The organism is uncultured Serinicoccus sp. (genome assembly GCF_947500995.1).
Lineage (GTDB): Bacteria > Actinomycetota > Actinomycetes > Actinomycetales > Dermatophilaceae > Ornithinicoccus.
The window spans coordinates 84,768-110,604 of sequence record NZ_CANMUA010000001.1; the positions used below are offsets into that span (position 1 = coordinate 84,768).

19 protein-coding genes and 1 pseudogene are annotated in these 25,837 nt (G+C 69.4%); 8 read left to right on the top strand and 12 right to left on the bottom strand.

Going from position 1 to position 25,837, the window contains the following annotated elements:
- Positions 1-93: 93 nt before the first annotated feature.
- Positions 94-1,566, top strand: a complete 1,473-nt coding sequence (locus tag Q0967_RS00335) for a DUF5129 domain-containing protein (RefSeq protein WP_298747994.1) — start codon at positions 94-96, stop codon at positions 1,564-1,566.
- Positions 1,567-1,900: 334 nt separating this feature from the next.
- Entirely contained in the window at positions 1,901-3,430 is a 1,530-nt protein-coding gene (locus Q0967_RS00340; RefSeq protein ID WP_298747992.1) for a plasmid pRiA4b ORF-3 family protein, read from the top strand.
- A gap of 74 nt (positions 3,431-3,504) precedes the next feature.
- On the opposite strand, the gene Q0967_RS00345 is transcribed toward Q0967_RS00340, so the two are convergent.
- Positions 3,505-4,563: an NAD(P)-dependent alcohol dehydrogenase gene (locus Q0967_RS00345; protein ID WP_298747990.1), complete on the bottom strand. Its 1,059-nt coding sequence runs from the start codon at positions 4,561-4,563 to the stop codon at positions 3,505-3,507.
- A 232-nt stretch (positions 4,564-4,795) separates the two neighbouring features.
- Between Q0967_RS00345 and Q0967_RS17375 the strand changes: the two are divergent.
- Positions 4,796-5,356: pseudogene (locus Q0967_RS17375) on the top strand (amino acid permease); the annotation flags it as partial.
- A gap of 91 nt (positions 5,357-5,447) precedes the next feature.
- Entirely contained in the window at positions 5,448-6,134 is a 687-nt protein-coding gene (locus tag Q0967_RS17380; RefSeq protein ID WP_363321977.1) for an APC family permease, read from the top strand.
- A gap of 45 nt (positions 6,135-6,179) precedes the next feature.
- On the opposite strand, the gene Q0967_RS00355 is transcribed toward Q0967_RS17380, so the two are convergent.
- From Q0967_RS00355 to Q0967_RS00385, 7 genes are read right to left on the bottom strand one after another with little or no spacing between them, the layout of a single operon-like run.
- Positions 6,180-7,181: a sugar phosphate isomerase/epimerase gene (locus Q0967_RS00355; RefSeq protein ID WP_298747987.1), complete on the bottom strand. Its 1,002-nt coding sequence runs from the start codon at positions 7,179-7,181 to the stop codon at positions 6,180-6,182.
- Between the two features lie 31 nt (positions 7,182-7,212).
- Positions 7,213-8,469, bottom strand: a complete 1,257-nt coding sequence (locus Q0967_RS00360) for a Gfo/Idh/MocA family protein (RefSeq protein ID WP_298747984.1) — start codon at positions 8,467-8,469, stop codon at positions 7,213-7,215.
- Positions 8,462-9,334 (bottom strand): sugar phosphate isomerase/epimerase, encoded by an 873-nt coding sequence (locus Q0967_RS00365; protein ID WP_298747981.1) that lies wholly within the window; start codon positions 9,332-9,334, stop codon positions 8,462-8,464. The genes Q0967_RS00360 and Q0967_RS00365 overlap by 8 nt, the downstream gene beginning before the upstream one ends.
- Positions 9,334-10,587 (bottom strand): substrate-binding domain-containing protein, encoded by a 1,254-nt coding sequence (locus Q0967_RS00370; RefSeq protein WP_298747979.1) that lies wholly within the window; start codon positions 10,585-10,587, stop codon positions 9,334-9,336. The genes Q0967_RS00365 and Q0967_RS00370 overlap by 1 nt, the downstream gene beginning before the upstream one ends.
- Before the next feature lie 12 nt (positions 10,588-10,599).
- Positions 10,600-11,709: an ABC transporter permease gene (locus tag Q0967_RS00375; RefSeq protein ID WP_298747977.1), complete on the bottom strand. Its 1,110-nt coding sequence runs from the start codon at positions 11,707-11,709 to the stop codon at positions 10,600-10,602.
- A complete protein-coding gene (locus Q0967_RS00380; protein WP_298747975.1) occupies positions 11,706-12,746 on the bottom strand; it encodes an ABC transporter permease in 1,041 nt (346 codons plus the stop codon). The genes Q0967_RS00375 and Q0967_RS00380 overlap by 4 nt, the downstream gene beginning before the upstream one ends.
- Entirely contained in the window at positions 12,743-14,281 is a 1,539-nt protein-coding gene (locus Q0967_RS00385; protein ID WP_298747973.1) for a sugar ABC transporter ATP-binding protein, read from the bottom strand. Before Q0967_RS00385 ends, Q0967_RS00380 begins: the two co-directional genes overlap by 4 nt.
- A gap of 93 nt (positions 14,282-14,374) precedes the next feature.
- Here Q0967_RS00385 and Q0967_RS00390 point away from each other — a divergent pair, with 93 nt between their 5' ends.
- Together Q0967_RS00390 and Q0967_RS00395 are read left to right on the top strand one after the other, a co-directional pair.
- Entirely contained in the window at positions 14,375-15,532 is a 1,158-nt protein-coding gene (locus tag Q0967_RS00390) for an ROK family transcriptional regulator (protein ID WP_363321976.1), read from the top strand.
- A gap of 71 nt (positions 15,533-15,603) precedes the next feature.
- Positions 15,604-15,966, top strand: a complete 363-nt coding sequence (locus tag Q0967_RS00395) for a PH domain-containing protein (RefSeq protein ID WP_298747967.1) — start codon at positions 15,604-15,606, stop codon at positions 15,964-15,966.
- A 170-nt stretch (positions 15,967-16,136) separates the two neighbouring features.
- Here Q0967_RS00395 and Q0967_RS00400 read toward each other — a convergent pair whose 3' ends face one another.
- The 4 genes from Q0967_RS00400 to nrdR all read right to left on the bottom strand — a co-directional run bounded on the left by Q0967_RS00400 (position 16,137) and on the right by nrdR (position 23,947).
- Complete coding sequence (locus Q0967_RS00400) at positions 16,137-19,202, bottom strand: DUF3427 domain-containing protein (protein ID WP_298747964.1); 3,066 nt, start codon at positions 19,200-19,202, stop codon at positions 16,137-16,139.
- A gap of 242 nt (positions 19,203-19,444) precedes the next feature.
- On the bottom strand, positions 19,445-20,098 hold the full coding sequence (locus Q0967_RS00405; protein ID WP_298747960.1) for an OB-fold protein: 654 nt from the start codon (positions 20,096-20,098) through the stop codon (positions 19,445-19,447).
- Positions 20,099-20,500: 402 nt separating this feature from the next.
- A complete protein-coding gene (locus Q0967_RS00410) occupies positions 20,501-23,389 on the bottom strand; it encodes a vitamin B12-dependent ribonucleotide reductase (RefSeq protein WP_298747958.1) in 2,889 nt (962 codons plus the stop codon).
- A gap of 78 nt (positions 23,390-23,467) precedes the next feature.
- Positions 23,468-23,947 carry a transcriptional regulator NrdR gene (nrdR, locus tag Q0967_RS00415; RefSeq protein WP_298747955.1) on the bottom strand — a complete coding sequence of 160 codons (480 nt, stop codon included), beginning with the start codon at positions 23,945-23,947 and terminating at the stop codon, positions 23,468-23,470.
- Positions 23,948-24,344: 397 nt separating this feature from the next.
- Between nrdR and Q0967_RS00420 the strand changes: the two genes are divergently transcribed.
- Complete coding sequence (locus Q0967_RS00420; protein ID WP_298747952.1) at positions 24,345-24,914, top strand: DUF6318 family protein; 570 nt, start codon at positions 24,345-24,347, stop codon at positions 24,912-24,914.
- Between the two features lie 467 nt (positions 24,915-25,381).
- The gene (locus Q0967_RS00425; RefSeq protein WP_298747949.1) at positions 25,382-25,834 is read left to right on the top strand and encodes a hypothetical protein; all 453 of its coding nucleotides are present in this window, start codon (positions 25,382-25,384) and stop codon (positions 25,832-25,834) included.
- Positions 25,835-25,837: the final 3 nt, after the last annotated feature.

The following is a 25,837-nucleotide window of genomic DNA, read 5'->3' on the forward strand; positions in this document are numbered from 1 at the left end:
CGGGACCGGTCGGAACCGGGACCGCTGCGGCGGCGTCGGTAGGGTAGGAACTGCCGTCGATCGGCCGGCCGGGTGCCGGAGGGAAGAGGGGACATGTCGAACGTGCACCGGGCCGTGGTGGGCGGTGTCGCGCTGCTGGGGGTGGCGGGGACGAGCGTGGGCCTCTGGGCGACGCAGTCCCCCGAGCACGCCGCGAGCAGCCTGGTGGTCGACGACGACGCCCAGGTCCTGGACCTGCCGGCCCTGGAGGCCGGCGTGGAGGGGCTGCGCTTCCACGAGCCGACCGACGTCGCCGTCTTCAGCACCCTGGGGGGCGAGGCGGCACGGACCGACGACCTGGCGCTCAACACCGCCGTGCTCGAGCACGCGCGGTCCGAGCGGACCGAGTGGCTCTCGGCGGACGGGCAGACCTGGGCCGACGACCTGTTCATCTTCGCGGTCGACCCCGAGGGACGGCTGGTGGGCACCTACTTCGGGGAGAACCGCGAGGTCGCCCAGGAGGAGCAGCTGGAAATCCAGGACGCGGCCAAGGACGACTTCCGCGCGGCGGACTGGACGGACGGCACGCTCGCCGGCCTGGAGGCGGGGGCGGCGCGCATCGAGCAGCCCTTCATGAGGTCGGCCGGCGGGGTCGTCCTCGCCGGGCTGCTGTCGCTGCTCACCGCCGTGGGCGCGGGCACCTGGCTGGGCGTCGGCGTCCACCGCGCCAGGGTCAGCCGCGACATGCGCGCCGAGGGCGACCGGCGGATGGCCTCGGTCGTCGGTGAGATGGACGCCACCGAGCTGCACGCCCGGCTCATCCCCGAGGACTCCCGCTACGGCGGGCGCGTCCTGCGCCGCTACGACGAGTTCACCCGCGGGGTGCGCGAGCTCACCGAGCTGGGCAACGAGGCCCGCGCGATCCCCGAGTCGTCGTACAACCGGAAGGAGTCGCAGACCCGGCTCACGGCATACCGGGACAAGGCGCTGGAGCTGGACCACCTCGACGACGTCATCGCCGACACGGCCACCTTCCTCGGTCGCGACCGGGCCTGGGCCCAGGCCTGGACCCGCCAGGAGGCTCCGCTGCGCGAGGACCTCGAGCAGGTCGGGTCCGTCATCGAGACGGACGTGCCGGACGAGGCGCGCGGGCTCCCCCAGGTCGCCGAGCTGCGGGAGTTCGCGTCCGGCGCCCTGGCCCGCCTGGACCAGCTGCGTGGGCAGCTGGAGGCGCAGGAGGTCTCCCCGGACGACGCCCTGGACGAGCTGCGGACCACCCGCGACGGGCTGAGCGAGCGGCTGGACCGGCTCGCCGGCGCCGTGGCCGAGGAGGTGGGGAAGACGCCCGAGGAGCGGGTCGCGATGAAGAAGGCGATGCGCGAGGAGCGGTCCCACCGCCGCACCGAGGCGACGATCCTCGCCGCGGCCTACCCGTCCTGGGGCTGGTACCCCCTCGGCGCGTTCCAGACCGGCCTGCACTCCGGCACCGCCGCGGTGGAGCAGTCGCGGTCGAGCTCGAGCGGGGCGACGTCCGGCTACAGCGGGGGCGGCAGCTTCAGCGGCGCCGGGAGCTCCTCGCGGTTCTGACTGCGGGAGCCTACCCGGTGCCGTGAGCTGCTCGCGGTTCCGAGCGGGTTCCGGTCCCGTGAGCTGCTCGCGGTTCCGAGCGGGTTCCGGGCGGGATGAGTTGCTCGCGGTTCCGGGCGGGCTCCGACGCACGCTTGTGCACTTCCTCGTGCGGTATGTCGTGTCACGGGCGTGCTCAGAGGCACGCGCGTGTCACCAGGTCCTGCACGAGGAGATGCACAAGCGTGCTCGTTCCCTCCTCGCCCGGCATCTGCTCCGACCCGGGCGTGCCGCGGGTGGGGTTCGCCGGAGGATCCGTAGGCTCGGCACCGACCGAGAGTGAGGAGTCGTTGACGTGCCCCAGGACCTCCCCGAGGACCTCCGCCGAGCCGTCGCGAGCATGACGCCGGACGAGCTGCACCAGCTGCTGGCCGGGATCACCGCCGCCAGCGGCGGCCTCGGAGCCCCCGAGTTCGGCCGGCCCAGGGTGGAGCCGGTCGTGCTGCCCGACCCGCCCGCAGACGACGTGCTCCTGACCGTGCGGGTCGACGTCGACGACGTCAGGCCCCCGGTCTGGCGCCGGCTGGAGCTGCGCGGCGACCTCCAGCTCGACGAGGTGCACGAGATCCTGCAGGCGGCGTTCGGCTGGCTGGACGGGCACCTGCACCGCTTCTGGCCGGGACCGGCCAAACGGATCTGGACCGGGCCGTTCTTCACCACCGAGCTGGACGAGATCGAGCCCGAGGACGATGGCATGCAGCCCGAGGACGAGGTCCGCCTCGACCAGGTCCTGCGCGAGGTCGGTGACCGGCTGTTCTACACCTACGACTTCGGTGATGACTGGACCTGCACCATCAAGCTCGAGAAGGTCTGCACGCTCGACGACGACGCCGAGGTCGAGGACGCGGTGTGCACCGCCGCTCGCATGGCCGGTCCGCTCGAGGACTGCGGCGGGCCGCCCGGACACCAGGAGCTGGTCGACGCCTTCCGGGCCGGCGGGCTGGCCGCGCTCGACCCGGACCTGCGCGCCTGGGTGCCACCCGGGTGGGACCCCTTCGAGGAGGACGTCGCCTCGGTCAACGAGCGGCTGCGGATCGCGGGCATGACGCAGGCCGAGCTGATGGAATCGCTCGCCTCGGTGGAGGACGCGGTGGAGTGGCCGTCGGCCGTGGAGCCGCTGCTGGACCTGGCCCTGCCGGACGTGCTCGGCGAGCTGGCCGAGCTGACCCGGACGGCGCGGGACGCCAGCAGGTACGGCGACCTCACGGCGGAGGACCTCGCCGCCCTGGCCCGCCCCTACCGCTACCTGATGGACCTGGCCGGGGAGGACGGCATACCCCTCACCCAGGCGGGGTGGATGAAGCCGGCAGTGGTGGAGCAGGTCTACCGCGACCTCGGCTTCGAGGCCGAATGGATCGGCAAGGGCAACCGCGAGGACCAGACCGCCCCCGTCGCGGATCTCCGGGCGCGCTGCCAGCGGGCAGGGCTACTGCGCAAGCACCGTGGCCGGTTGCTGCGGACCAGGGCGGCTACCGCCCTGACCGACGACGAGGATCTCGTGCAGCACGTCGCCGGGCGGGTGGGCACGGACAAGAACGATCTGGTGCAGGCGGCGATGGCGCTCTTCGCGCTGGTGAGCGCGGCGACCGGCGAGGCGGGCTACGACCACCGGGTCCCGGTGGCGGACCTCATGACCCGCTGCGGCCTCCGGACCACGTCACGAGGGGTCGACCCGCACCATGCCCTCGAGTGGTGCCGCCCGGTATGGCGGACGCTCTCGGACGCGTCCGGGCTGAAGCTGCTGCGCGGAGAGCCCGACCAGCAGAGCCGCAGGCGGGTGGCCGGGATGGCGCGGATGATGCTGTGGCCGCAGGGCGTCGTGTGACCCTCCTCAGCACGACGCACGCGGGCGCCCGCACCGTCGCGGTGCGGGCGCCCGGGGTATGCCGTGGGGGCGGGTCAGCCCGCCAGCGTCGCTGTGTCGATGACGGCGCGGTAGCGCACGTCCCCGGCCACCACCTTGTCGTAGTAGTCGTCGACCTGGCCGGCGTCGATGACCTCCACGGTGGCGGTGATGCCGTGCTCGGCGCAGAAGTCGATCATCTCCTGGTGCTCGGGCAGGCCGCCGATCATGTTGCCCTTGATCGAGCGGCGGTTGGCCAGCAGCGAGAAGGCGCTGACCTGCAGCGAGTCCTCCGGGGCGCCGACGTTGGCCAGGACGCCACCGCGGTCGAGCAGCCCCATGTAGGAGTCCAGCGGGATCCCCGAGCCGACGGTGTTGACCAGGAGGTCGAAGCTGCCGGCGAGCTCCTCGAACGCCGTGCCGTCCTCGGTCGCGCGGAAGTCCTTGGCGCCGAAGAACAGACCGTCCTGCTTCTTGCTGTCGGTGCGGCTCAGCACCGTGACGTCGGCACCCATCGCGGCGGCGATCTTGACCGCGACGTGCCCGAGGCCGCCCATGCCGATGACGCCCACACGCGAGCCCGGGCCGACACCGGCCTCCTTGAGCGGGTGGTAGGTCGTGATGCCGGCGCACAGCAGCGGCGTCACGCCCGCGTGGTCGGCCTCGTCGTAGGAGTCCGGGATCTTCACGACGAAGTGGTCCCGGACGACGACCTCACCGCTGTAGCCGCCCTTGGTGACCTCGCCGTGGTAGTCCTCCTGGCCGTAGGTCTGCACGGCGCCCTTGAGGCAGTACTGCTCCTCGCCGTCCTGGCAGGGCGCGCACTCGCCGCAGGAGTCGACGAGGCAGCCGACGCCCACGACGTCGCCGACCTGGTGGTCGGAGACGTCCGCACCGACCTCCACGACGGTGCCGAGGATCTCGTGACCGGGGGTGAGCGGGTAGATCGTGCCGCCCCACTCCTCCCGCGTGATGTGGATGTCGGTGTGGCAGATCCCGGCCCATCGGATGTCGATGCGCACGTCGTCCGGTCGCAGGTCGCGGCGCTCGATCTGCACCCGCTCGAACGCGGCTCCGGCCGATGCGGCGGCGAGTGCTGGTGTGGTGGTCGTCACTGATGCTCCTCTGTGGGGTTCGGTGAACAGCAGGGCCGCGGCACGGGTTCGCGTCGCGGCCCACCTCACTCGAACCCCCGGCCGTGCGCCCGGATTCCCGTGCGGCTCCCGGCGGGATGAGCGGGACGAAGCCGCCCGGGAGGTCTAGCGTGCGGGCATGAGCGCGCAGACAGGGCAGGGGTTCATCCGTCAGCTCGGGCGGTGGGACGCCCTCGCGATCGGGTTCGGGGCGATGATCGGCTTCGGCTGGGTGGTCCTCACCGGCGAGTGGCTGGTGGCGGCGGGCACGCTGGGGGCGGTGCTGGCCTTCGTCGTCGGCGGGGTCATCATGGCGCTCGTCGGGCTGACGTATGCCGAGCTGGTCGCCGCCATGCCGCACGCCGGAGGGGAGCACAACTACGTCATGCGGGCGATGGGGTCGCGGTGGGCGTTCGTCGCCTCCTGGGCCCTGGTCGGCGGCTACGTGACCATCGCCGCGTTCGAGGCGGTCGCGCTGCCCCGCACCGCGGCATACCTCTGGCCGGGGCTGGAGTCGGTCGAGCTGTGGTCGGTGGCCGGCTCCCCCGTCTACCTCGGCTGGGGCGTCATCGGCACCGCCGCCGCGGTCCTGCTCACGGCGATCAACGTCGTCGGCATCCGGCCGGCATCGGTCGTGCAGACCTTCATCGTCCTCTTCCTCGTCATCATCGCGATCCTCATGCTCGTGGGGGTCGGCGTCGGCGGGTCGCTGGAGCATGCCGAGCCGCTCGTCACCGGCGGGTTCGCCGGCTTCGCCGCGGTGCTGGTCGTGGTGCCCTTCCTCTTCGTGGGCTTCGACGTCATCCCGCAGTCGGCCGAAGAGATCGACCTGCCGTTTCCCCTCATCGGCAAGCTCATCGTGCTCCGTGGCGCTGGCCAGCCTCTTCTACATCGTCATGGTGGGCGCCTCGGGGCTGGCGATGGACCACCAGCAGCTGGTGGACTCCGACCTCGCGACCGCCGACGCGATGGCGGCTCTGTGGGGGTCGCAGACGTTCGGCACCGTGCTGGTCGCCGGCGGGCTCGCCGGCATCCTGACCTCCTGGAACGCCTTCCTCATCGGCGGGTCCCGGCTGCTCTACGCGATGGGCCGTTCGGGGATGCTGCCCGCTGCCTTCGGGCGGCTGCACCCGCGGTTCCGGACGCCCACGGCGGCCCTGCTCTTCATCGGCGTCCTGTCCGCCGCCGCGCCGTGGCTGGGGGCCGACGCGCTGGGGTGGCTGGTCGACTCCGGGTCGCCCTCGATCGTGCTCGGCTACCTGCTCGTCACGGTCGCCTTTCTCGTGCTGCGCCGGCGTGAGCCCGAGATGGACCGGCCGCTGCGCATCGGCGGCGCCGGCGGAGGCGGCGTGGTCATCGGCGTCGTGGCGCTGGTGCTCGCCGCCGGGCTCGCCTCGCTCTACCTGCCGGGTATGCCGTCCTCGCTGCCGCTCGAGCCGTGGGTGCTCTTCGGGCTGTGGTGGCTGCTGGGGCTGGTGCTCCTGCTGCGGGTCCCGCCGGTGCCGGGCGGCCCGGACGCCGAGGAGAAGGTGGTGGCCCGCCGGGAGGCGTGAGGGCGCCGCGCCCCGACGCGCGGCACACCTCGACCGCGCCGGGGGCTACCCCTGGTCGAAGGCGGCGTCGAAGGAGGCCGTCGAGGGCGGGAAGTCGAGGGCGCGCAGGTAGTCCAGCGCCTCCTTGGCCCCGTGCAGCCGGTCCATGCCGGCGTCCTCCCACTCCACCGAGATGGGCCCCTCGTAGCCCGCGCCGGCGAGCGCCCGGAAGCAGTCCTCCCACGGCACGTCGCCGCGGCCGGCCGAGACGAAGTCCCAGCCGCGGCGCTGGTCGCCCCACGGCAGGTGCGAACCCATCCGCCCGTTGCGGCCGCCCCCGACGCGCATCCGGGTGTCCTTGCAGTCCACGTGGTAGATCCGGTCGGCGAAGTCGGTGATGAACGCGACCGGGTCGATGTCCTGCCACATCATGTGGCTCGGGTCCCAGTTGAGCCCGAAGGCCTCGCGGTGCCCGATCGCCTCGAGGGTGCGCACCGTGGTCCAGTAGTCGTAGGCGATCTCACTCGGGTGCACCTCGTGCGCGAAGCGGACCCCGCACTCGTCGAAGACGTCGAGGATGGGGTTCCACCGGTCGGCGAAGTCCTGGTAGCCCGCCTCGATCCGCTCGGCGGGCACCGGCGGGAACATCGCGACGTAGGGCCAGATCGAGGAGCCGGTGAAGCCCACGACCGTGTCCACGCCCATGCGCTGCGCCAGCCGGGCGGTGAGCTTGAGCTCCTCGGCGGCCCGCTGGCGCACGCCCTCCGGGTCGCCGTCGCCCCACACCTTCGCACCCACGATGGAGCGGTGGCGCTCGTCGATGGGGTCGTCGCAGACGGCCTGACCCTTGAGGTGGTTGGAGATCGCCCAGACCCCGAGCCCGTGGCGACGCAGGATCTCCAGGCGCCCCTCGACATACTCCTCGTCGTCCCAGCGCCAGGCGTCGAGGTGCTCCCCGGACACCGCGATCTCGAGGCCGTCGTAGCCCCACCCGGCGGCCAGCCCGGCGACCTCCTCGAGGGTGAGGTCGGCCCACTGGCCGGTGAAGAGGGTGAACCTGCGTGCCATGGTGCGTCTCCTTCGTCGTCAGGTCAGCGTGTCAGGCGGGGATCTCGACGGGCATGCCGCCGCGCCCGCTGCTCGTCTCGATCGCCTCCAGCACCCGCTGGACCGCGAGGCCGTCGGCGAAGCTGGGGTGGATGTCGTCGCCGGTGGCGATGGCGCGCAGGAAGTCCGCGGCCTGGGAGGTGAAGGTGCTGTCCCAGCCGAGCACGTGCCCGGCCGGCCACCAGGCGCCGACGTAGGGGTGCTCGGGCTCGGTGACGAGCACCGTCTCCGCTCCCCCGGCGACGCCGGTGACCACCAGCTCGTTGAGCCGCTCCAGGTCGAAGCGCAGCGACCCTCGCGAGCCGTAGACCTCGATCTGCAGCGCGTTCTTGCGGCCGGTCGCCATGCGGCTCACCTCGAGGCTGGCGACCGCCCCCGACGAGGTGTGCAGCGTGGCCCAGGCCGCGTCGTCGACGTCCACCTGCTCGCGGTCGTCGCCGTCGGCAGAGGGTCGTTCGGGGACGAAGGTCCGCAGCTGGCCGGTGGCGCGGGTGACCTCCTCGCCGAGGAGGAAGCGCAGCTGGTCCACGGCGTGCGAGCCGAGATCGCCGAGCACGCCCGTGCCGGCGGTGTCCTTGCGCAGCCGCCAGCTCATCGGCGCCTGGTCGTCGGCGAGCCAGTCCTGCAGGTAGGACAGGCGCACCTGGCGCACGTGCCCGACCCGGCCCTGCTCGATGAGGTCACGGGCGAGCGCCAGGGCGGGCACCCGGCGGTAGTTGTGCCCCAGCATCGACCGGCCGGCGCCCGGCGCCCCGGCCGCCTCGACGAGCCGCTCGCAGTCGGCGACCGTGTTGGCCAGCGGCTTCTCGACGAGCACGTGCTTGCCCGCGGCGAGCGCGGCGAGCGCGACCTCGGCGTGCAGGTGGCCGGGGGTGCACACGTCCACGATGTCGACGTCGTCGCGCTCCAGGACCTCGCGCCAGTCCGTGGCCACGTCGGCCCAGCCGAGCTGCTCCGCGGCCGCGCCCACCCGGTCCCGGTCCCGCCCCACGAGGGTCTGCATGCGGACCTGCGGCAGGTCGGCGTAGAAGGCGTTGACGTTGCGCCAGGCGTTGGAGTGGGCCTGCCCCATGAAGGAGTAGCCGACGACGGCGACACCGAGGGTGCTCGAGGGGTGCGCGGCCGCGGGCGGCTCGGTCGCGGCCAAGGACTGCGGCGCGGCGGTGGACCCCGGCGCGCCGGTGGGCTGCGCTGACGCCGCCCGGTCGACGGTCGCCGTGGTGGCGCCGGTGCTGCTGCGGTCAGGCATGGTGCTCCCCCTGGGTGAGGCGGCGGAGGAAGGCGAGGCCGTCGGCGGCCAGGTCGTCCTGGGTCGGCGCCAGCGGCCGCCAGATCGAGGCGGCGGTGGCGATGGTGTCGTTGTCGGCGGTGAAGGACTCGATGGCCAGCGGCCCGGTGTAGCCGACGTCGGTGAGCGCGCCCAGGACGGCCGGCCAGTCGGTCTGGTCGCCGCCGGGGGCACCGCGGTCGTTGCCGCAGACCTGCACGTGCACGAGGTGGTCGCCGGCGCGACGGACCGCGTCGGCGCTGGAGCGCTCCTCGATGTTGAGGTGGTAGGTGTCGAGCGCCAGCCCGACGTGGGCGCCGAGCGGCCCGTCGAGCAGCTCACCCAGGCCGTCCAGCGCCTGGTCGACGGTGTTGACCAGGGAGGTCTCGTAGCGGTTGAGCGGCTCGATGCCGATCCGCACCCCGGCCGAGGCGGCGTGCTCGAGGACGGGCGCGAGGTGCTCCCGCCACTGCGCGTAGGCGTCCTGGCGCTGCTGCGGCGACATGCGCCATACCCTGCCCGTCGCGGCGTAGAACGGCCCGCAGACGGCGGCGGCGCCGATGCCCTCGGCGAGGTCGACGCACGCCTTGAGGTAGTCCTGGGTGGAGCGCACCGTGGCGGCGTCGGCCTCCACGAGGTCGCGCCCGGGGGCCATCGCCCCCACGACGCACGGGGTGAGCCCGGTGTCGGCGAGCGCGGCCCGGGCCCCGGCGGCGGTGAGGTCGCCGGGCTGCTCCAGCGGCAGCTCGACCGCGTCGAAGCCGAGGTCGGCGACGTGGCCGAGCAGGCCCCGGGCCTGGGCGTCGCGCAGCGGCGACGCCCAGACCCAGGTGTTGACGCCGATCATCACGGGATGATCCGCTCCTGCCAGACGTCGGGGTAGCCGGGCAGGTCCTCGCCGCCGAACTTGGCGTAGTGCCCGTCGGGCATGCCGTCGTTGGCCTCGAGGAAGTCGGCGCGCTCGTCCTCGGTGATCGGCACCTGCGGGAGCACCCACTCGGTGGGCACCTCCTCGCCGGCGAAGATCTGCTCGACCGCGAGCAGCGGGGTGCGCCACTGGAAGTTGGAGTAGACGGGGGCCAGTCCGGTGAGGCCGGTGTCCTCCCACTTGCGCAGGAAGCTCATCTCGTCCTCGCCGGTCATGACCGGGTAGTCCTGGCCGGCGTCCTCGAACGCCTCGATGGCGGCGACGGCGCCGTCACCGGCATCCATCCAGACGCCCTGCACCTCGCCGGTGGCCAGCTCGTCGGCGAGGATGTTCTTGATCTCGGCCGGGTCGGCGCCGGTGAAGTAGTCCACCGCCTCGATGCCGTTCTCGTCGAAGATCTGCTCGGCGGCCGCCCAGCGGTGCTCGAGCACGTCGACGCCGGGCAGGATGCGCAGCGCGACGACCTTGTCGCCCTCCTCAAGGTTCTCGGAGAGGAACTCGGCGGTGTCGATGCCCCAGGCATACCCGCCGATCGGGTGGATGAAGGTGGTGGGGCAGTCGGTCTCCACACCACGGTCGAAGACGACGACCGGCAGGCCGGTGTCGCAGGCGCGCTCGACCGCCGGCGTCAGCGCCGCGGTGGAGTTGGGCGAGATGACGAAGGCGTCGCAGTTGCCCTCGCTGATGAAGTAGTCGATGTCGGCGATCTGGGTGTTGTCGTCGGCCTGCGCGTCCCGGGTCTCCATCTCGGAGATGACGCCGTCCTCCTGGAGCACCTCGAGCTGCTGGTTCATGGTGATCCAGCCGGTCTGCCGCCACGGGTTGTCGATGCTGGCGTTGGAGAAGCACACCTTCTTGGCGCCCTCGGAGGCGTAGTCGGAGGTGTCGGTCATGTCGCCGTCGATGTACTGCATCCACGGCTGCTCGGGGTCGCCCTCGAAGGTGGCCGAGCGCTGCTCGAACTGCTCGTCGTAGTCGGCCTGGTCGAACCACTCGTCGCTGTCGCCCTCGGCCTCCTCACCTCCGTCCTCGGAGCCCTCGCCGCCGTCGTCGGCGCCCTCCTCGGCGCTCTCGGTGGCCGGCTCGTCGAGGGACTCGTCGGTGGAGCATGCCGCCAGCATCGCCAGCGCGCTCAGGGCCGCGACGCTGCGGCCGATCGTCGTCCTGCGCATTGAACTCTCCCTTTAGGTGGTGCCCGGGTCGGGCGGGGTGGTGGGTGTCCCGGTATGCCGTGGCTCGGCACCGGGGGTGGTCGGTTCGGCGCTGCGTCGTCGACGCCCGCCCTGCCAGGCGCGGGCCCCGACCGCGACGGCGACGATGATGATGACGCCCTGCACGGTGTCCCTCCAGGTCGAGGCGACCCCGACGAAGTTGAGCAGGGTGAAGAGCAGCTCGAGGGCGAAGGCGCCGGCGGCGGCCGAGAGCACCCAGCCGCGCCCGCCGCCGAGCACGACACCGCCGACGACCACCGCGGTGATCGCGGTGAACTCGTAGCCCTGTCCGACGGAGGGGTGCACCCCGGCGTACCCGACGAGGATGATGCCGGCGACGGTCGCGGCGAGGGAGGACAGGATGAACGCGCGGGTCTTGAGCCCCCAGGTCGCCGAGCCGGACAGGTGCACGGCCTGCGGGTTGTCGCCGACCGCCACCAGGGTGCGGCCGAAGGGGCGGCGCATGAGCCAGACCGCGGCGACCGCGAGGACCAGCAGGATGATCGCCGGGTAGGGGATGACCTCGAGGACCAGGACGCCCTCGATGCCGCCGCGGCCGATCTGGCGGAAGGAGTCGACCGGGTTGCCGGTCGCGGCGCCGCCGGTGAGGTAGAGCACCAGACCGGAGAGCGCGAGCATCGTGCCGAGGGTGACGATGAAGCTGGGCACCTTGAGCAGGGTGGTCGCGAGCCCGTTGACGACGCCGACGAGGGCGCCCAGGACGACCATGAGGAGCATGACGGGCAGCACCCGGCTCTCGTCCTGCCCGATGAAGTTGCCCGCGAGGACCACCTGCATCGTCACGACCGAGCCCATCGACAGGTCGAACTCGCCGGAGACGATGACGAAGTACTGCCCCATCGCGGCGATGGCGATGGGTGCCGTGCGGCCGATGAAGCGGATGAGCGAGCCGGGCTCGCCGAAGTTGGGGTTCGCGACGATGACGCAGATCAGCAGCACCGCGACGAGGACGAAGACCGCCCCGCCCGGGGTGCGCAGGGCGCGCCCGAGGCGTCCGAGGGTGCCGCCCTCGCTCATCGGCAGGGTGGTGCCCCGGATCGTGGTCGCGTCGGCGGTGGTCATGCGGCACTTCCCGCGGTGGTCGGGGCCGGGGTATGCCGTGGCGCCCGGGACCGGTCGAAGCGGGCCGGGCGCAGGTCGGCGTTGCGGCGGGCGTAGACCGCGACCGCGAGCACGATGACGAGGCCGCGGACGACGTCCTGGAGGAAGGCGTTGAGCTGCATGACGCCCATGACGTTGTCCATGACGGCGAAGATCGCGACGCCGCCGAGGGTGCCGAGGATGTTGCCCTTGCCGCCGGCGAGGACGGTGCCGCCGAGGACGACCGCGGCGATGGACATGAGGTCGTAGCCGCCCTGGGTGCCGATGGTGGGGCTGCCGACCGACAGGCGGGCCAGCAGGAGCAACCCGGCCATCCCGGCGAGCACCGAGCACAGGACGTGCGCCAGGACGATGGGCGGCTGGGTGCGGACCCCGGAGAGGCGGGCGACGTCCTTGCTGCCGCCGACGGCATACAGGTGGTGGCCGACACGGGTGCGGCGCAGCAGGAGGATGACCAGCACGGCGCAGACGAGCATGATGATCGTCGAGAGCGGCACCGGGCCGATGTTGAGGGCGCCGATGAGGCGGAAGTCGCGCGGCGCCGAGCCGGCCGAGCCCTTGAAGTTGGTGCCGAGGTAGCCGGAGAGGATGAGGCCCATCCCGAGGGTGGCGATGAAGCCGTGGACGTGAAGGTAGGCGACGACGAGGCCGCTGACCAGGCCGATGAGGGCGGCGACGCCGAGGGCGGTGATGACGGCCAAGGGGATGTTGCAGGTCTGCCCGGCCATCGTCACGCCGCCGAGCAGGCTGGCGAGGCTGGCGACATAGGGCACCGACAGGTCGAGGCTGCCGGCGAGGATGACCAGGGTCTGGCCGATGGCGATGAAGCCCAGGATGCTCGTGCCGGTGAGGATCGCCGAGATGTTGCCCGTACTGAAGAAGTTGCGGCCCGCCGCGGCGGTGATGACCGCGCCGAGGACGAGGACCAGCACGAGGACGAGGTAGACGATGCCGGTGCTGGTGAGGTGGGTGGGCCGGAGGCGGGCGAGCGCGTTCACGCCACGACCTCCTCGTGCTCGTCGGCGCCGGTGGCGAGGGCGAGGACGTCCTCCTCGGTGGCGCCGCGGGGCAGATCCCCGGCCAGGCGGCCGTCGCGCATGACGAGGATGCGGTCGGACATGCCGATGACCTCGGGCAGCTCGCTGGAGACCATGAGGATGCCGACGCCGTCGGCGGCCAGGCCGCGCATGAGCTCGTAGATCGCGTGCTTGGCGCCGACGTCGATGCCGCGGGTGGGCTCGTCCATGAGCATGACCCGCGGGTCGACCGAGAGCCACCGGGCCAGGACGACCTTCTGCTGGTTGCCGCCGGAGAGGAACTGCACCTCCTGGTCCAGCGAGCGGGCGGCGACCTCGAGGGAGGAGAGAACCCCCGGCATGCTCGTGCGAGCCTCCCCGGTGCGCCCCGGGAAGACCGAGCGGACGACGCCGAGGGCGTTGTCGAGGACGGACTGGCCGAGCGCGAGGCCCTTGGCCTTGCGGTCCTCGGTGATGAGCGCCAGGCCGCGGCGGATGGCCTGGCGGGGCGAGGAGATCATCGTGGTCTCGCCGTCGAGGGTGAGGGTGCCGCGGGTGAGCGGGGTGACGCCGAAGATGGACTCGACGAGCTCGGTGCGGCCCGAGCCCTGCAGCCCGGCCAGGCCGACGATCTCCCCGGCGCGCAACGTGAGGTCGACGCCGTCGACATACCCGTTGCCGGAGCCGGAGAGGGTGAGCAGCGGCTCCCCCACCTCGGTGCCGGGGGTGGGCTGGGGGAAGAAGGCGGACATCTCACGGCCGACCATGAGGCGCACGAGGGCGCCCTCGTCGAGCTCGGACGCCGGTTGCGTGGTGACCTGCTGGCCGTCCTTGAGGACGGTGATGGTGTCGCAGAGGTCGAAGATCTCCTTGAGCCGGTGGGAGACGTAGAGGATGGCGACGTCGCGGTCGAGGAGCCGGCGGATGATGGCGTAGAGCAGCTCGACCTCGTGGTCGGCGAGCGCGGCGGTCGGCTCGTCCATGGAGATGATGCGCGAGTCGTAGCTCACCGCCTTGGCGATCTCCACGATCTGCTGCTCGGCGACAGAGAGCGAGCGCACGGTGCGGTCGGGGTCGAGACCCGTGACGCCGAGGCCGTCGAGGAGCTCGCTGGTGTCGCGGCGCATCGCGGCGGTGTCGACGAGCGGGCCGCGGCGCGGCTCACGCCCGAGGTAGATGTTCTCGGCCACCGTGCGGTCCGGGAGGAGGTTGAACTCCTGGAAGACCGTCGACAGGCCGGCCTGCTGCGCCTGGATGGGGTGGGAGAACTGCTGGGCCTGCCCGTCGATCTCGACGGTGCCCTCGTCGGGCTGGTGCACGCCGGCGAGGACCTTCATGAGGGTGGACTTGCCGGCGCCGTTCTCCCCCACGAGGCCGTGGACCTGACCGGGGTGCAGCTCGAGGGTCACGTCCTCGAGGACGGGGTTGCCGAAGAAGCGCTTGGTCAGCCCGGTGGCCCGCAGGACGGGCTGCGTTGGGGTGCTGGCCGTCGGTGCGACGGCGTCGTTGGACGTCACGCTCAGGACTATGGCACGCCTCGAGCACTTTTGTCGATAGTCCGGCAGAAGTTGCCTGTTGAGCGTGTCGAAGTCCCGTGGTTCACTTCCGTGGTGCGCACCAGCGATGTCTTCGAGCTGCTGAGGGACGGTCGACCCCGGACCCGGGCGCAGCTCGCCGAGGAGACCGGTATGGCGCGCAGCACCGTCGCGGCGCGGGTGGACGTGCTGCTGCGGATGGGCCTCGTGGCGCCGGTGGGTGGGGCTCGCTCGACCGGTGGGCGGCCCCCCGCGCTCATCGCGATGAACCCCGCCGCGCGGGTCGTCGCGGGGGTGGACGTCGGCGCGACGCATGCCGTGGCGGCCCTGACCGACCTGGGCGGGACCGTGCTCGGCGAGCGCCAGGCCGCCCTCGACGTGGCCGACGGGCCGGACGTGGTGCTGGGCTGGGTGACCGGGGCGATCGGTGAGCTGCTGGCGGAGACGCGACGGCCGGCCGCAGACCTCGCGGCGGTGGGGATCGGGCTGCCGGGGCCGGTGCAGCACTCCAGCGGGCGGCCGATCAACCCGCCGATCATGCCCGGGTGGGACAGGTATGACGTGCCCGCCCACCTGCAGCGGACCTACCCCGTGCCGGTCCTCGTCGACAACGACGTCAACATCATGGCGCTCGGCGAGCAGGGCACCTTCCTCCCCGACGTCGCGGACCTCATCTTCGTCAAGGTGGCCACCGGCATCGGCGCCGGGATCATCTCGGGCTCACGGCTGCAGCGGGGGGCTCAGGGCACGGCCGGCGACCTCGGGCACGTGCGGGTGAGCTCGGGCGACGGCGTCATCTGCCGGTGCGGCAACGAGGGCTGCCTCGAGGCGATCGCGGCCGGGCCTGCTCTGGCGGGGGCGCTGGCTGCTGGCGGACTCGCGGTGGACTCCACCGCAGGGGTGGTCGAGCTCGTCCGTGCCGGCGACAAGGCGGCCGTGCAGGAGGTCCGGCGCGCGGGGCGGGACATCGGCGAGGTCCTGGCCACCATGGTGAACCTCATGAACCCCTCGGTCGTCGTCATCGGCGGCCGGTTGGCCGAGGCCGGCGAGCACCTGCTCGCGGGGATCCGGGAGATCGTCTACCAGCGGTCGCTGCCGCTGGCGACCGAGCACCTGCGGATCGTGGCGTCCAAGGCGGGGGCGCAGGCGGGTGTGCTGGGCGCCGCCACCATGGCCGTCGAGCATGCGCTCTCCCCCGAGGCCATCGAGGCCGCCAGCGTCGGCGTGGCCTAGGGACGCGAGCAATCAGCCCCCTCATCTGACAGGGTTGTCATTCTTGGACCACCCTGTCCAGAGGAGGAACATTGGAGACCACCCCCATACTCACGTGGACGCTCATCTCGGAGTGCCCCATCCCCAACGACGTCCAGCAGTTGTTGACCCCGGGCGAGAAGGCGGTGGCGGCGTACAAGACGTTCCGAGACTCAGCCATCTTCACGACGAAAAGACTGATGGTCCGGGACGCTCAAGGCCTCACCGGAAAGAAGGTCGAGGTGTACTCCCTCCCCTACTCTTCCATCCACATGTGGTCTTCCGAGAACGCCGGCATGCTCGACAACAATGCCGAAATGGAGCTATGGACCCGCGCTGGCCACGTCAAGGTGAGTCTGCGCAAGGGCATCGACGTCCGCCGGCTCGACTCACTCATTGCGCACTATGTCCTCTGAGCAAGCATCGGAGAAGACGGCACACCTCGAACTCGGAGAACGGCCGCGCTGGTCGTGAACGCTCAAACGCGCGAAGTGGGCGACATGTACCGCACCGGGGCCGCGGGTGAGCGCCATCAGGTCTATCAGCACTGGTCGCGCCCATGAGCTGAGTGACGCTCGTCGGGCCCCTACCCCGCCGCCACGGTCGCGGCCGCGAAGAGGTCGGCCGGCATCGGCCGCGCAAGCTTCCACGTCACAGCGATCGGGCGCTCACCCCGATGGGAAACGTAGGTGGCAGGGCCGAGGTAGAGGTAAGGGCTCGTTCCGAAGTCGTCCTTCTGCTCCTCACGGACGAAAAGCAGGACCGTACTCGTGCCGTTGAGGTAGCGCTGGCCGGTCTTGGACCGCTCGGTCGTCGTCGACTGGCTTTCCCAGTGAAAGAGCTGCTGGCTAATCGGGTAGTCGCGGTACATCGTGGTTGGTGAGAAGCGCTCTTCCGTCTTGCGTAGGGTGATGAAGAACGCGTCGGCGTTGAGCTCAGGGACGAAGAGCACACCTTCGCGGAACGAGTTGGGCTTGCGGTTCAGCGAGGCGTAGCCGAGCGCCGCGAGCACTTCCTCTCGCTGGTAGCGGGCGTGCACCCGGAGCGGCACCTGCGCCAGCGGGCCAGGAGTGGGCGTCACCGGTCGCTCCGCTTCGTCGAAAGCGATCTCAATCACTGCCTGCATTTCATCGACAAGGTCGGGGACCTGGGCCAGCTCACTGAGTCCCGCGCGCGCGGAGTCATGCCCTCCACCGTCCGGCCACAAGGTGAAGAAGAGCATCTCCGCAAGGCGTTCCTCCACCGGCGACAAACCCGTTCGATCCGGGTGGGCCAGCACAGCTTCATACCCTTGGCGCCGGACGGGGTCGTCCACATGGGCAAGCGCTCGGATGCGCTTTGCGAGCGTGACCTCTACCTGGCTGGGCGAGCTCTGCAGGTGCCCGGCGTCTCGCCTCAGCTCGGTCCACGATTTCTGTCCCCTCCGCAGGATGTCGGAGAGCGAGTAGCCGGAGTCGTCGATGAAGGTCCGCAACGAGGTGTCCTGCCCGCTGGCCCGGAGTTGGTTGACGAGATGCGTCCACCGAGCGCTGAGCTGAGTTTTCAGGCTGGTGAGAACGGCCTCCTGCGCGCGGCGATCGAGGACGATCTGGCAGCCACTGGGGAGATAAGGGAAGCCGTCTTCGAGGTCCTGGGTCAGGCGCCGTCGGGGGCGCCCAGTCAACGCCGCGAGCTTGGCGTCGAACCGGAACTCCTTGCGCTGGTTGCCCACGAAGTCCAGGACCGTGAGGACGGGCTTGTCCGGCCGTTGCCGAAGCCCCCGGCCCAACTGCTGAAGGAAGACCGTAGCGCTCTCGGTGGGGCGCAGGAAAAGCAGCGTGTCGACGTCGGGTAGATCGACGCCCTCGTTGAAGAGGTCGGCGGCGAAGAGGATGTTGAGTCGGCCAGCTCGCAGGTCGCTGAGGGCCGCCTCACGCTGAACTCTCGGAGTGGCGCCACTGACTGACTGTGCAGGGATGCCTGCCTCGGTGAACACCTGGGCCATGTATGCGGCGTGCTGAACACCGACGCAGAATCCGAGCGCCCGCATACCGTGCACATCGAGGACCTTGTCTCCCAGCTCTCGCAGGATGATGCGGGCCCGCGCCTCATTGCCGGTGTAGAGCTGGCTGAGCTGCTCTTCGTCGTAGGCGCCCCTGACCCAGCTGATGTCACTGAGGTCAGTGCCATCCGAAGCCATGAAGTAGTGGAACGGACAGAGGATGCCGGCCTGAAGCGCCTCCCATAGGCGCAGCTCAGCGGCGGTGCGCCCGTCGAAGTAGGCACGGACGTCGAAGCCGTCGGTGCGCTCGGGAGTGGCGGTCAGCGCCAGGAGCTCACGTGGCTGCAGATGGCTGAGGATGTCCTGGTAGCTCTTGGCTGCAGCGTGGTGAAACTCATCGATGACGACGACGTCGAAGTGGCTCGGATCGAGGTTTCCCACCCCATAGGAGTTCAGCGACTGGATGCTCGCGAAGACGTGCTGCCAGCGCTCGGGCCGCGCGCCATCGACATAGAGCTCACCGAAAGAAGCGTCCGCCAGCACCTCCTGGTAGGCGCGTCGCGACTGCTCCAGGATCTCCTTGCGATGAGCCACGAAGAGAAGCGTGGGATAGCGCTTGGTGGAGGAGTCGGCGAACCGGCGGTAGTCCAACGCCGCGATGATCGTCTTTCCTGTACCTGTCGCCGCGACAACCAGGTTGCGGTGTTTCTCGTGCAGTTGTCGCTCCGCCTCGAGCGCATCGAGGATGTGCTGTTGGTATGCGTAGGGCCGCACATCGAGGCCGGACAAGGTCCACCCTGTGTCGGGTCGGATCTTTCCACCCGCACCTGCCAGCGCCTCGTCGAGGCGGTCCCGGGCTGCCACGTCGCTCGGGTCATACGCCACAAAGCTCGGATCGTTCCAGTAGGTCTCGAAGGTGCCCGAGAACTTCTCGATGAGGTGAGGCGTCGCCACGCGAGACAGCCGCACGTTCCACTCGAGCCCATCGAGGAGGGCGCTACGGGAGAGGTTTGACGAGCCGACGTATGCCGTGTCGTAACCGGTGCTGCGGTGGAACATCCAGGCCTTGGCGTGGAGCCGAGTCTTGGCTTCGTCGAAGTGAATGCGGACTTCTGCGCCGAAGTCTTGGACAAGTCGGTCCACGGCACGGCGCTCGGTCGCGCCCATGTAGGTCGTCGTGATGACTCGCAGCTGAGCTCCGCGGTCTCTGAGTGCTCGTAGGTCTTCCTCGATAACCCGAAGGCCGTGCCACTTCACAAAGGCGCACAACAGGTCCACCTGATCGGCCGACCCGAGCTCGGCCCGGATCTCGGCACCGAGGCTTGGCTCCCCTTTGACATTGGTCAGGAGGGCGGCGTTGCTGAGAGGTGTCGCGGGGCGGGGACGCTCGGGCTCGTCGACGGACGCCCGCACACTCACAAGATGTCGAACCGGTCGATGAACCGCCCGCTCGCTCGCGAGTTCGTCGACGACACGATTGACCAGATCGACCCGCGCATCTTCGCGAAGGTATCGCAAGACGTCTCGAAGGACATCAGCCACGTGGCGTGCCAGCACTTCTGGCTGCTCCGCTTCCTCGACTGACTCGGTGCGGGCCGCAGCCGAAGCCTCATCAAGGAGCTGATCTTCCAGAAGCTTTGTCACCAGACGTTCATAGATACCCTCCTGCATGGCTTCAGCTTGTCAGACCGATCGACATGGCGGGCCCTCCATCAGGACTAGCTCGGCAACACCACCGTTGAGGGGGCGTTCTGACGACGGAAGAACTAGCACCTGCACATTAGCCCGGCGCCGCAACGACGGCCGGAGAGATCAAGAAGACACACACTGAGAATTGTCGCGCAGCAGCCCCGACTGGACGGATGCCTGTCGGGGCCGCTGTCGCATACATTGGGGCGTCTACCGTCCCGCGGTCACTGGTCGATGCTCTCGGCCTCGATCGAGTAACCCAGGACCTCACCGACCCCCGTTACCGTACCGGTGACGGTGACCTCTTGACCGGCGCTGAGGGCGGCCACCTGGTCCAAGAACTCTTCGCTAGTCTGCACCTGGATGCCTGTGAGAATAAATGCGTCGGGCTCAGGATCCAGTGCGAAGTAGTTTCCGGAAGAGTCGATGCCCCCCACGAAGCCGCTGACAGTGACGCGCTGGTTCTCGTAGGTGTTTCGGGCATTGAGCGCATTTCCCTCAAGCGCCTCAATCATCTCCTGAGCCGTGGCTTCAATCGCTGCCGGAGTCGACTCCTCGGGCTCGACCGGCTCTTCTGACTCGTCGGGCTCCTCAGACTCGACGGGGTCCTCGGACCCAGAAGGCTCCTCAGAGTCGGCCGGTTGCTGGGCCTCTTGCGACTGCGTCGGTGACGAGCTGGGCGTCGTTGCGCTGTCTGACACGTCCTCCCCACCACCCAGCGCTGAGATCAGGGCGATGAGTACAACTAGTCCCAGCGGAATAACGAACCGTTTCTTCTTGTACCAGGGCCGCTGCGCCTTCTTGTACGCCTTCTCCGCTTTGGCGCGAGCTTTCGCGTCACGGGGTGTCTCGGTCGGTGGGTGCGATGGTGTGCTCATAGTCTTCCTAGCCTGTGGGGGTCGAATAGCCCGGTGACGCACGTGCGCCTGCGTGAGTGTATATGGCAGGACTGCACTTGCCAACATTGTGCTATTCCTGCTGGCCCCCGGTCGGACCCAAGGCGTGGTCACGCGCGGCCAAACTACATTCCAGGACAGCATCTCCTGCTCGACTCGGGTTGAGCACACTCCGAACGAGCATGCGTGGTGGGGTGGCCGTAGGCAGGAAAGCCAGCCTAGCGACACTTTCGCCCGCACTGGACACGAAGCACACCATTCGCTTCGGCACTGACCCACCGCACATCTGCACTCTGACTACTCGGTCTTCAGTGGCCTGTTTAGATAGGTATAGGGGTTGTCGATATTTCGACAACCCCTATACCTTCTAGGCGGGTCTGACTTTCAGCTGCAACCGCTGGTGCTCCCGCAGCCCTCACAGACGTAGCACGAGCCAGCCGGACGCATCTTCGTCCCGCAGGTCATGCAGATCGGGGCGTCGGCGACCTTGCCCTGGAACTGCTCGAGCAGCTCGGCCGAGGAGTGGATCTCCGCGTCGACCTTGCGAGCGCCCGCGGCACCGGCACCGGGCTGGTCGGCCGCCTTCTCCACCTTGTCGGCCTTCTTGGCCGGCGTGGTGGCGGCGGTCTGGCTGTAGTTCTCCAGCTCGTCCTCGTAGTCGTCGTCGTCGTTCGACGGCTCGAGCGGGGCGTACGACCCGGTCTCCAGCTGGCGGGCCCGCTCCTCCGCGGTGTGGATGCCCATGAACGAGCGGGTCTCGAAGTCCAGGTAGTCCAGAGCCAGGCGGCGGAAGACGTAGTCCATGATCGACTGCGCCATGCGCACGTCCGGGTCGTCCGTCATACCGGCCGGCTCGAAGCGCAGGTTGGTGAACTTCTCGACGAAGGTCTCCAGCGGCACGCCGTACTGCAGCCCGATCGACACCGCGATGGAGAAGGCGTCCATGACACCGGCCAGGGTCGAACCCTGCTTGCCGAACTTGAGGAACAGCTCGCCCAGGTCACCGCTCTCGTAGGTGCCGGCGGTGAGGTAGCCCTCCGCGCCGCCCACGGCGAAGCTCGTGGTCTGGCTGGACCGGCGCTTGGGGAGCCGCTTGCGGACCGGGCGGTACTCGACGACCTTCTCGACGGGAGCCTCGACCTCGTCGGCCTTCTTCTCCTTGTCGGCCTTGCCGTCGGACAGCGGCTGGCCGACCTTGCAGTTGTCGCGGTAGACGGCGAGCGCCTTGAGGCCGAGCTTCCAGCCCTGGAGGTAGACCTCGGCAATGTCCTCGACGGTCGCCGACTCCGGCAGGTTGACCGTCTTGGAGATGGCACCGGACAGGAACGGCTGCACCGCGGCCATCATCCGCACGTGGCCCATGGGGCGGATCGCCCGGGCGCCCATCGCGCAGTCGAAGACCTCGTAGTGCTCGGGCTTGAGGCCCGGGGCGTCGATGACGTGCCCCTTCTCGGCGATGAACTCGACGATCGCCTCGATGGTCTCGTCGGCATACCCGAGGCGGTTGAGTGCCCGCGGGATGGTCTGGTTGACGATCTGCATCGAGCCGCCACCGACGAGCTTCTTGAACTTCACCAGCGAGAAGTCGGGCTCGATGCCGGTGGTGTCGCAGTCCATCATGAAGCCGATGGTGCCGGTCGGGGCGAGCACGGAGGCCTGCGCGTTGCGGTAGCCGTTCTTCTCCCCCGTCTTGACGACGGCGTCCCAGGCCTTGGTCGCGGCCTTGTGGACCGAGGAGTCCATGGTGTGAAGGGTGCGGATCTCGTCGTTCGCCGCCTGGTGCTTGCGCATGACGCGCTTGTGCGCGTCGGCGTTGCGGGCATACCCGTTGTAGGGACCGACGACACCGGCGAGCTCGGCGGAGCGCTTGTAGGCAGCGCCGGTGAGCAGCGAGGTCAGCGACGCGGCGAGCGCGCGGCCACCCTCGGAGTCGTAGCCGTGACCGGTCGCCATGAGCAGCGCGCCGAGGTTGGCGTAGCCGATGCCGAGCTGGCGGTAGTTCCGGGTGGTCTCGCCGATCGGGTCGGTCGGGAAGTCCGCGAAGCAGATCGAGATGTCCATCGCGGTGATGACCAGCTCGGCGACCTTCTGGTAGGTCTCCACGTCGAAGGTGTCGTCCTCGCGCAGGAACTTCATGAGGTTGAGCGAGGCGAGGTTGCAGCTGGAGTTGTCCAGCGACATGTATTCGGAGCAGGGGTTGGACGCGGTGATGCGGCCGGTCTCCGGGTTGGTGTGCCAGTCGTTGATGGTGCCGTCGTACTGGATGCCCGGGTCCGCGCACTCCCAGGCGGCCTGCGCCATCTTGGTGAAGAGGTGCCGTGCATCAACTGTGTCGACGACGGTTCCGTCCTTGCGGGAGGTCAGGCCGAACTCGGCCTCCTCCTCGACCGCGCGCATGAACTCGTCGGAGACGCGGACCGAGTTGTTGGCGTTCTGGTACTGCACCGAGACGATGTCGTTGCCGCCGAGGTCCATGTCGAAGCCGGCGTCACGCAGGGCGCGGATCTTGTCCTCCTCGCGCGCCTTGGTGTCGATGAACTCCTCGATGTCGGGGTGGTCGACGTCGAGGACGACCATCTTGGCCGCGCGACGGGTGGCGCCACCGGACTTGATGGTGCCCGCGGAGGCGTCGGCGCCGCGCATGAAGGAGACCGGGCCGGAGGCGGTGCCGCCGGAGGACAGCAGCTCCTTGGATGAGCGGATGCGGGAGAGGTTGAGGCCGGCGCCCGAGCCGCCCTTGAAGATGAAGCCCTCCTCCTTGTACCAGTTGAGGATCGAGTCCATCGAGTCGTCGACCGAGAGGATGAAGCAGGCGCTGACCTGCTGCGGGCTCTGGGTGCCGACGTTGAACCACACAGGAGAGTTGAACGAGAAGACCTGGTGCACGAGGGCATACGTCAGCTCGTGCTCGAAGATCTCGGCGTCCTCGTCGGTCGCGAAGTAACCGTGCTCCTTGCCCGCCTTGACGTAGGTCAGGACGACGCGGTCGATGAGCTGCTTGAGGCCGGTCTCGCGGGCGTCGGTGCCGACGGCGCCGCGGAAGTACTTCGTCGTGACGATGGTCGAGGCGTTGGCCGACCAGAAGTCGGGGTACTCCACACCACGCTGCTCGAAGATCGTCTCGCCGGTCTTCCAGTTGGTCTGGACGACGTCCCGCTTCTCCCAGGTCACCTGGTCGTAGGGGTGGACACCAGGCGTGGTGAAGATGCGCTCGATAGTCAGGCCCTTGCCGCCCCGTCGTGCGCGCGTCTTCGCCCCGGTCGTCTCTGTCATGACTAGCTCTCCCTGTGTGTGGTGTGGTGCTCGGAGGTGCTGATGTAAGTCAAGCGGTGGGTACTGACATACCCGGATCTAGGGCGCCTGCCCCGGTGAGGCGGTCTCCACGTCGCGCTCGGAGCGCAGCAGCGTGATGGCCGACTCGAAGTCGTCGAGGTTGTCGAACGCCTGGTAGACGGACGCGAAGCGCAGGTAGGCGACCTCGTCGAGCGCCTTCAGCGGCTCGAGGATCGCCAGTCCCACCTCGTGCGCGTCCACCTCGGCCTGACCGAGCGAGCGGATCGACTCCTCCACCTGCTGCGCGAGGAGCTGCAGCTGGGCGTCGGAGACGGGGCGTCCCTGGCACGCCTTGCGGGCGCCGGAGATGACCTTGTCGCGGCTGAACGGCTCGGTCGCGCCAGAGCGCTTGATGACCGAGAGGGTGGCGGTCTCGACGGTGCCGAAGCGGCGCCCGCACTCGGGGCACTGGCGACGCCGGCGGATGACGGTCCCCTCCTCCTGGACGCGGCTGTCGACGACCTTGGAGTCGGTATGACGGCAGAACGGGCAGTGCATCACTCGCCTCCTTCGGTCTCGCGGCAGCGCGGCGCGAACGCCCCTTGGACGGGGCGCTCTGTGGGTGGGTCTGGGGACTGTATGTGGATGACGTGTGCATACAGGCCACCCGGTTGTGCACAAGATGTGGACGAACCACAGGCTTGTAACTACTACATATGGGGAGCGTAGGTCAGTAGGCTACTAGATGCAAGGGGCCCGCGTGTCGCGCTGTGGGTAGGTCGGCGCGAAGCCCGGAACGGCGCGGATCTTGCGCTCTGAGGGTCGTCGAGGTCTGGTCAGATCGGGTCGCAGTCTCTACTGTGGACAACGGTTCTGGAGGTCCGAGCTGGGGCAGACTGGGGCCAGACCACGGTCGCTGGGGAGTCGCGACTGCAGGAGCACGAAGGGGTATGCCGTGAGACGCACCGCCATCATCATCGCCGCCGCTGCCAGCCTGGCGCTGCTCCCCGCCTGCACGGATCAGAGCGAGCCCTCCCCCATGCCCACGTCCGAGGACGCTCTCACGACGGCGACGGAGGAGCCCGAGGACGTGGCCGTCACCTCGGAGCCCGTCGAGACCGAGGACGAGACGCAAGAGCCGGACGATGGCGGGCCTCCGGAGATGCCGGCCGAGGCGGAGGAGCAGACAGAGGAGGGTGCGGAGGCCTTTGTCACTCACTACCTGGACACCTACAACGCTAGTTTCGCCTCCGGCGATAGCGAGCCGCTGAAGGACTTCGGTACTGACAGTTGCGATTCATGCTCGCAGTTGATCGGAACCATTCCCGTTGGTGGACAGCCAGGGGAGGACTACCTAAGCTATTCTGCACCAAATGGCCTCCTCACTCCTGATGGCGCCAGAGTCAGTATTGACGTCGAGCAGCGAACAGAAGATGCAGAGGAGCGCGTCTCGGGAGAGATCCTCGTCACTCTAGTCTGGTCCTCGTCTTGGCGGATCGAAGAAATTCAGGTCCTCCAGTCATGACGCCCGCCTGGGCAGCGCTCCCCCTTCTAGTGGTTGCTACGGTCCTCACTGCACCCCCGGGTGTCGATCCAGTGTGCCCCGGACCTGGAGGCGGCTTCTTTGGAGGAATATGCGATGGTGGCGGAATCGCAACAGGGTGGCTCACTCCTCCCGAAGTCGCAGAACTAGCCAACCAGTTTCCTCCCGGTGTGACACCCGAGGAAACGACGTCCTGGTATGAGTATGTGGCAGTAATCAACTGTCCACAGAATGATCCAGAGAATCCTCGTCTAGAAATATGCCAGGCGGCACTAGATCAATGCGCCACATTCGAACCCGGTTCACCCGGTCCCCTATCACGAGTCATGCGGCGTGAAGTGACTTCGGACGACGGCCCTTCCGGCACTTGGCAGTTCGTAGGACTGACCTGTCACACACCTCAGGTCCCAGCCCGCTCGGGGGCGCCGGCGCAGGAGCTCACCGAGGCGATGATCATCGAGCAGTTCCACCGCACCCAGTTCGCGCTGCCGCAGACGGTGATGGAGCCGCCGGGCAACCGCACGCTGGTCAACCTGCCGGTCTACTTCGAGCTGGCCTGGCCGGAGGGAGGGTTCGAGCCGCAGGAGGTCGACGTCACGACGCTGATCGGCCACGAGGTGCGGATCCGACCGACCCTCGTCGGGGCCACCTACGTCACCGGGGACGGGACGACCATCGGCCCGACCACGAGCCTGGGTGGCCCCTACCCCGACGGCGACATCACCCACGAGTACGCCGCTGCCGCCGAGGTCGGGCCCTACATCTCCGTCGAGTACGGCGGTGAGGTGAGCGTGGACGGCGGTGAGTGGAGCACCATACCGAGCACCGTGACGATCGACGGCCCCGCGACTCCCCTGGAGGTGGTGACCTCGACGAACCGGCTCTACAGCAACGACCGCTGAGCG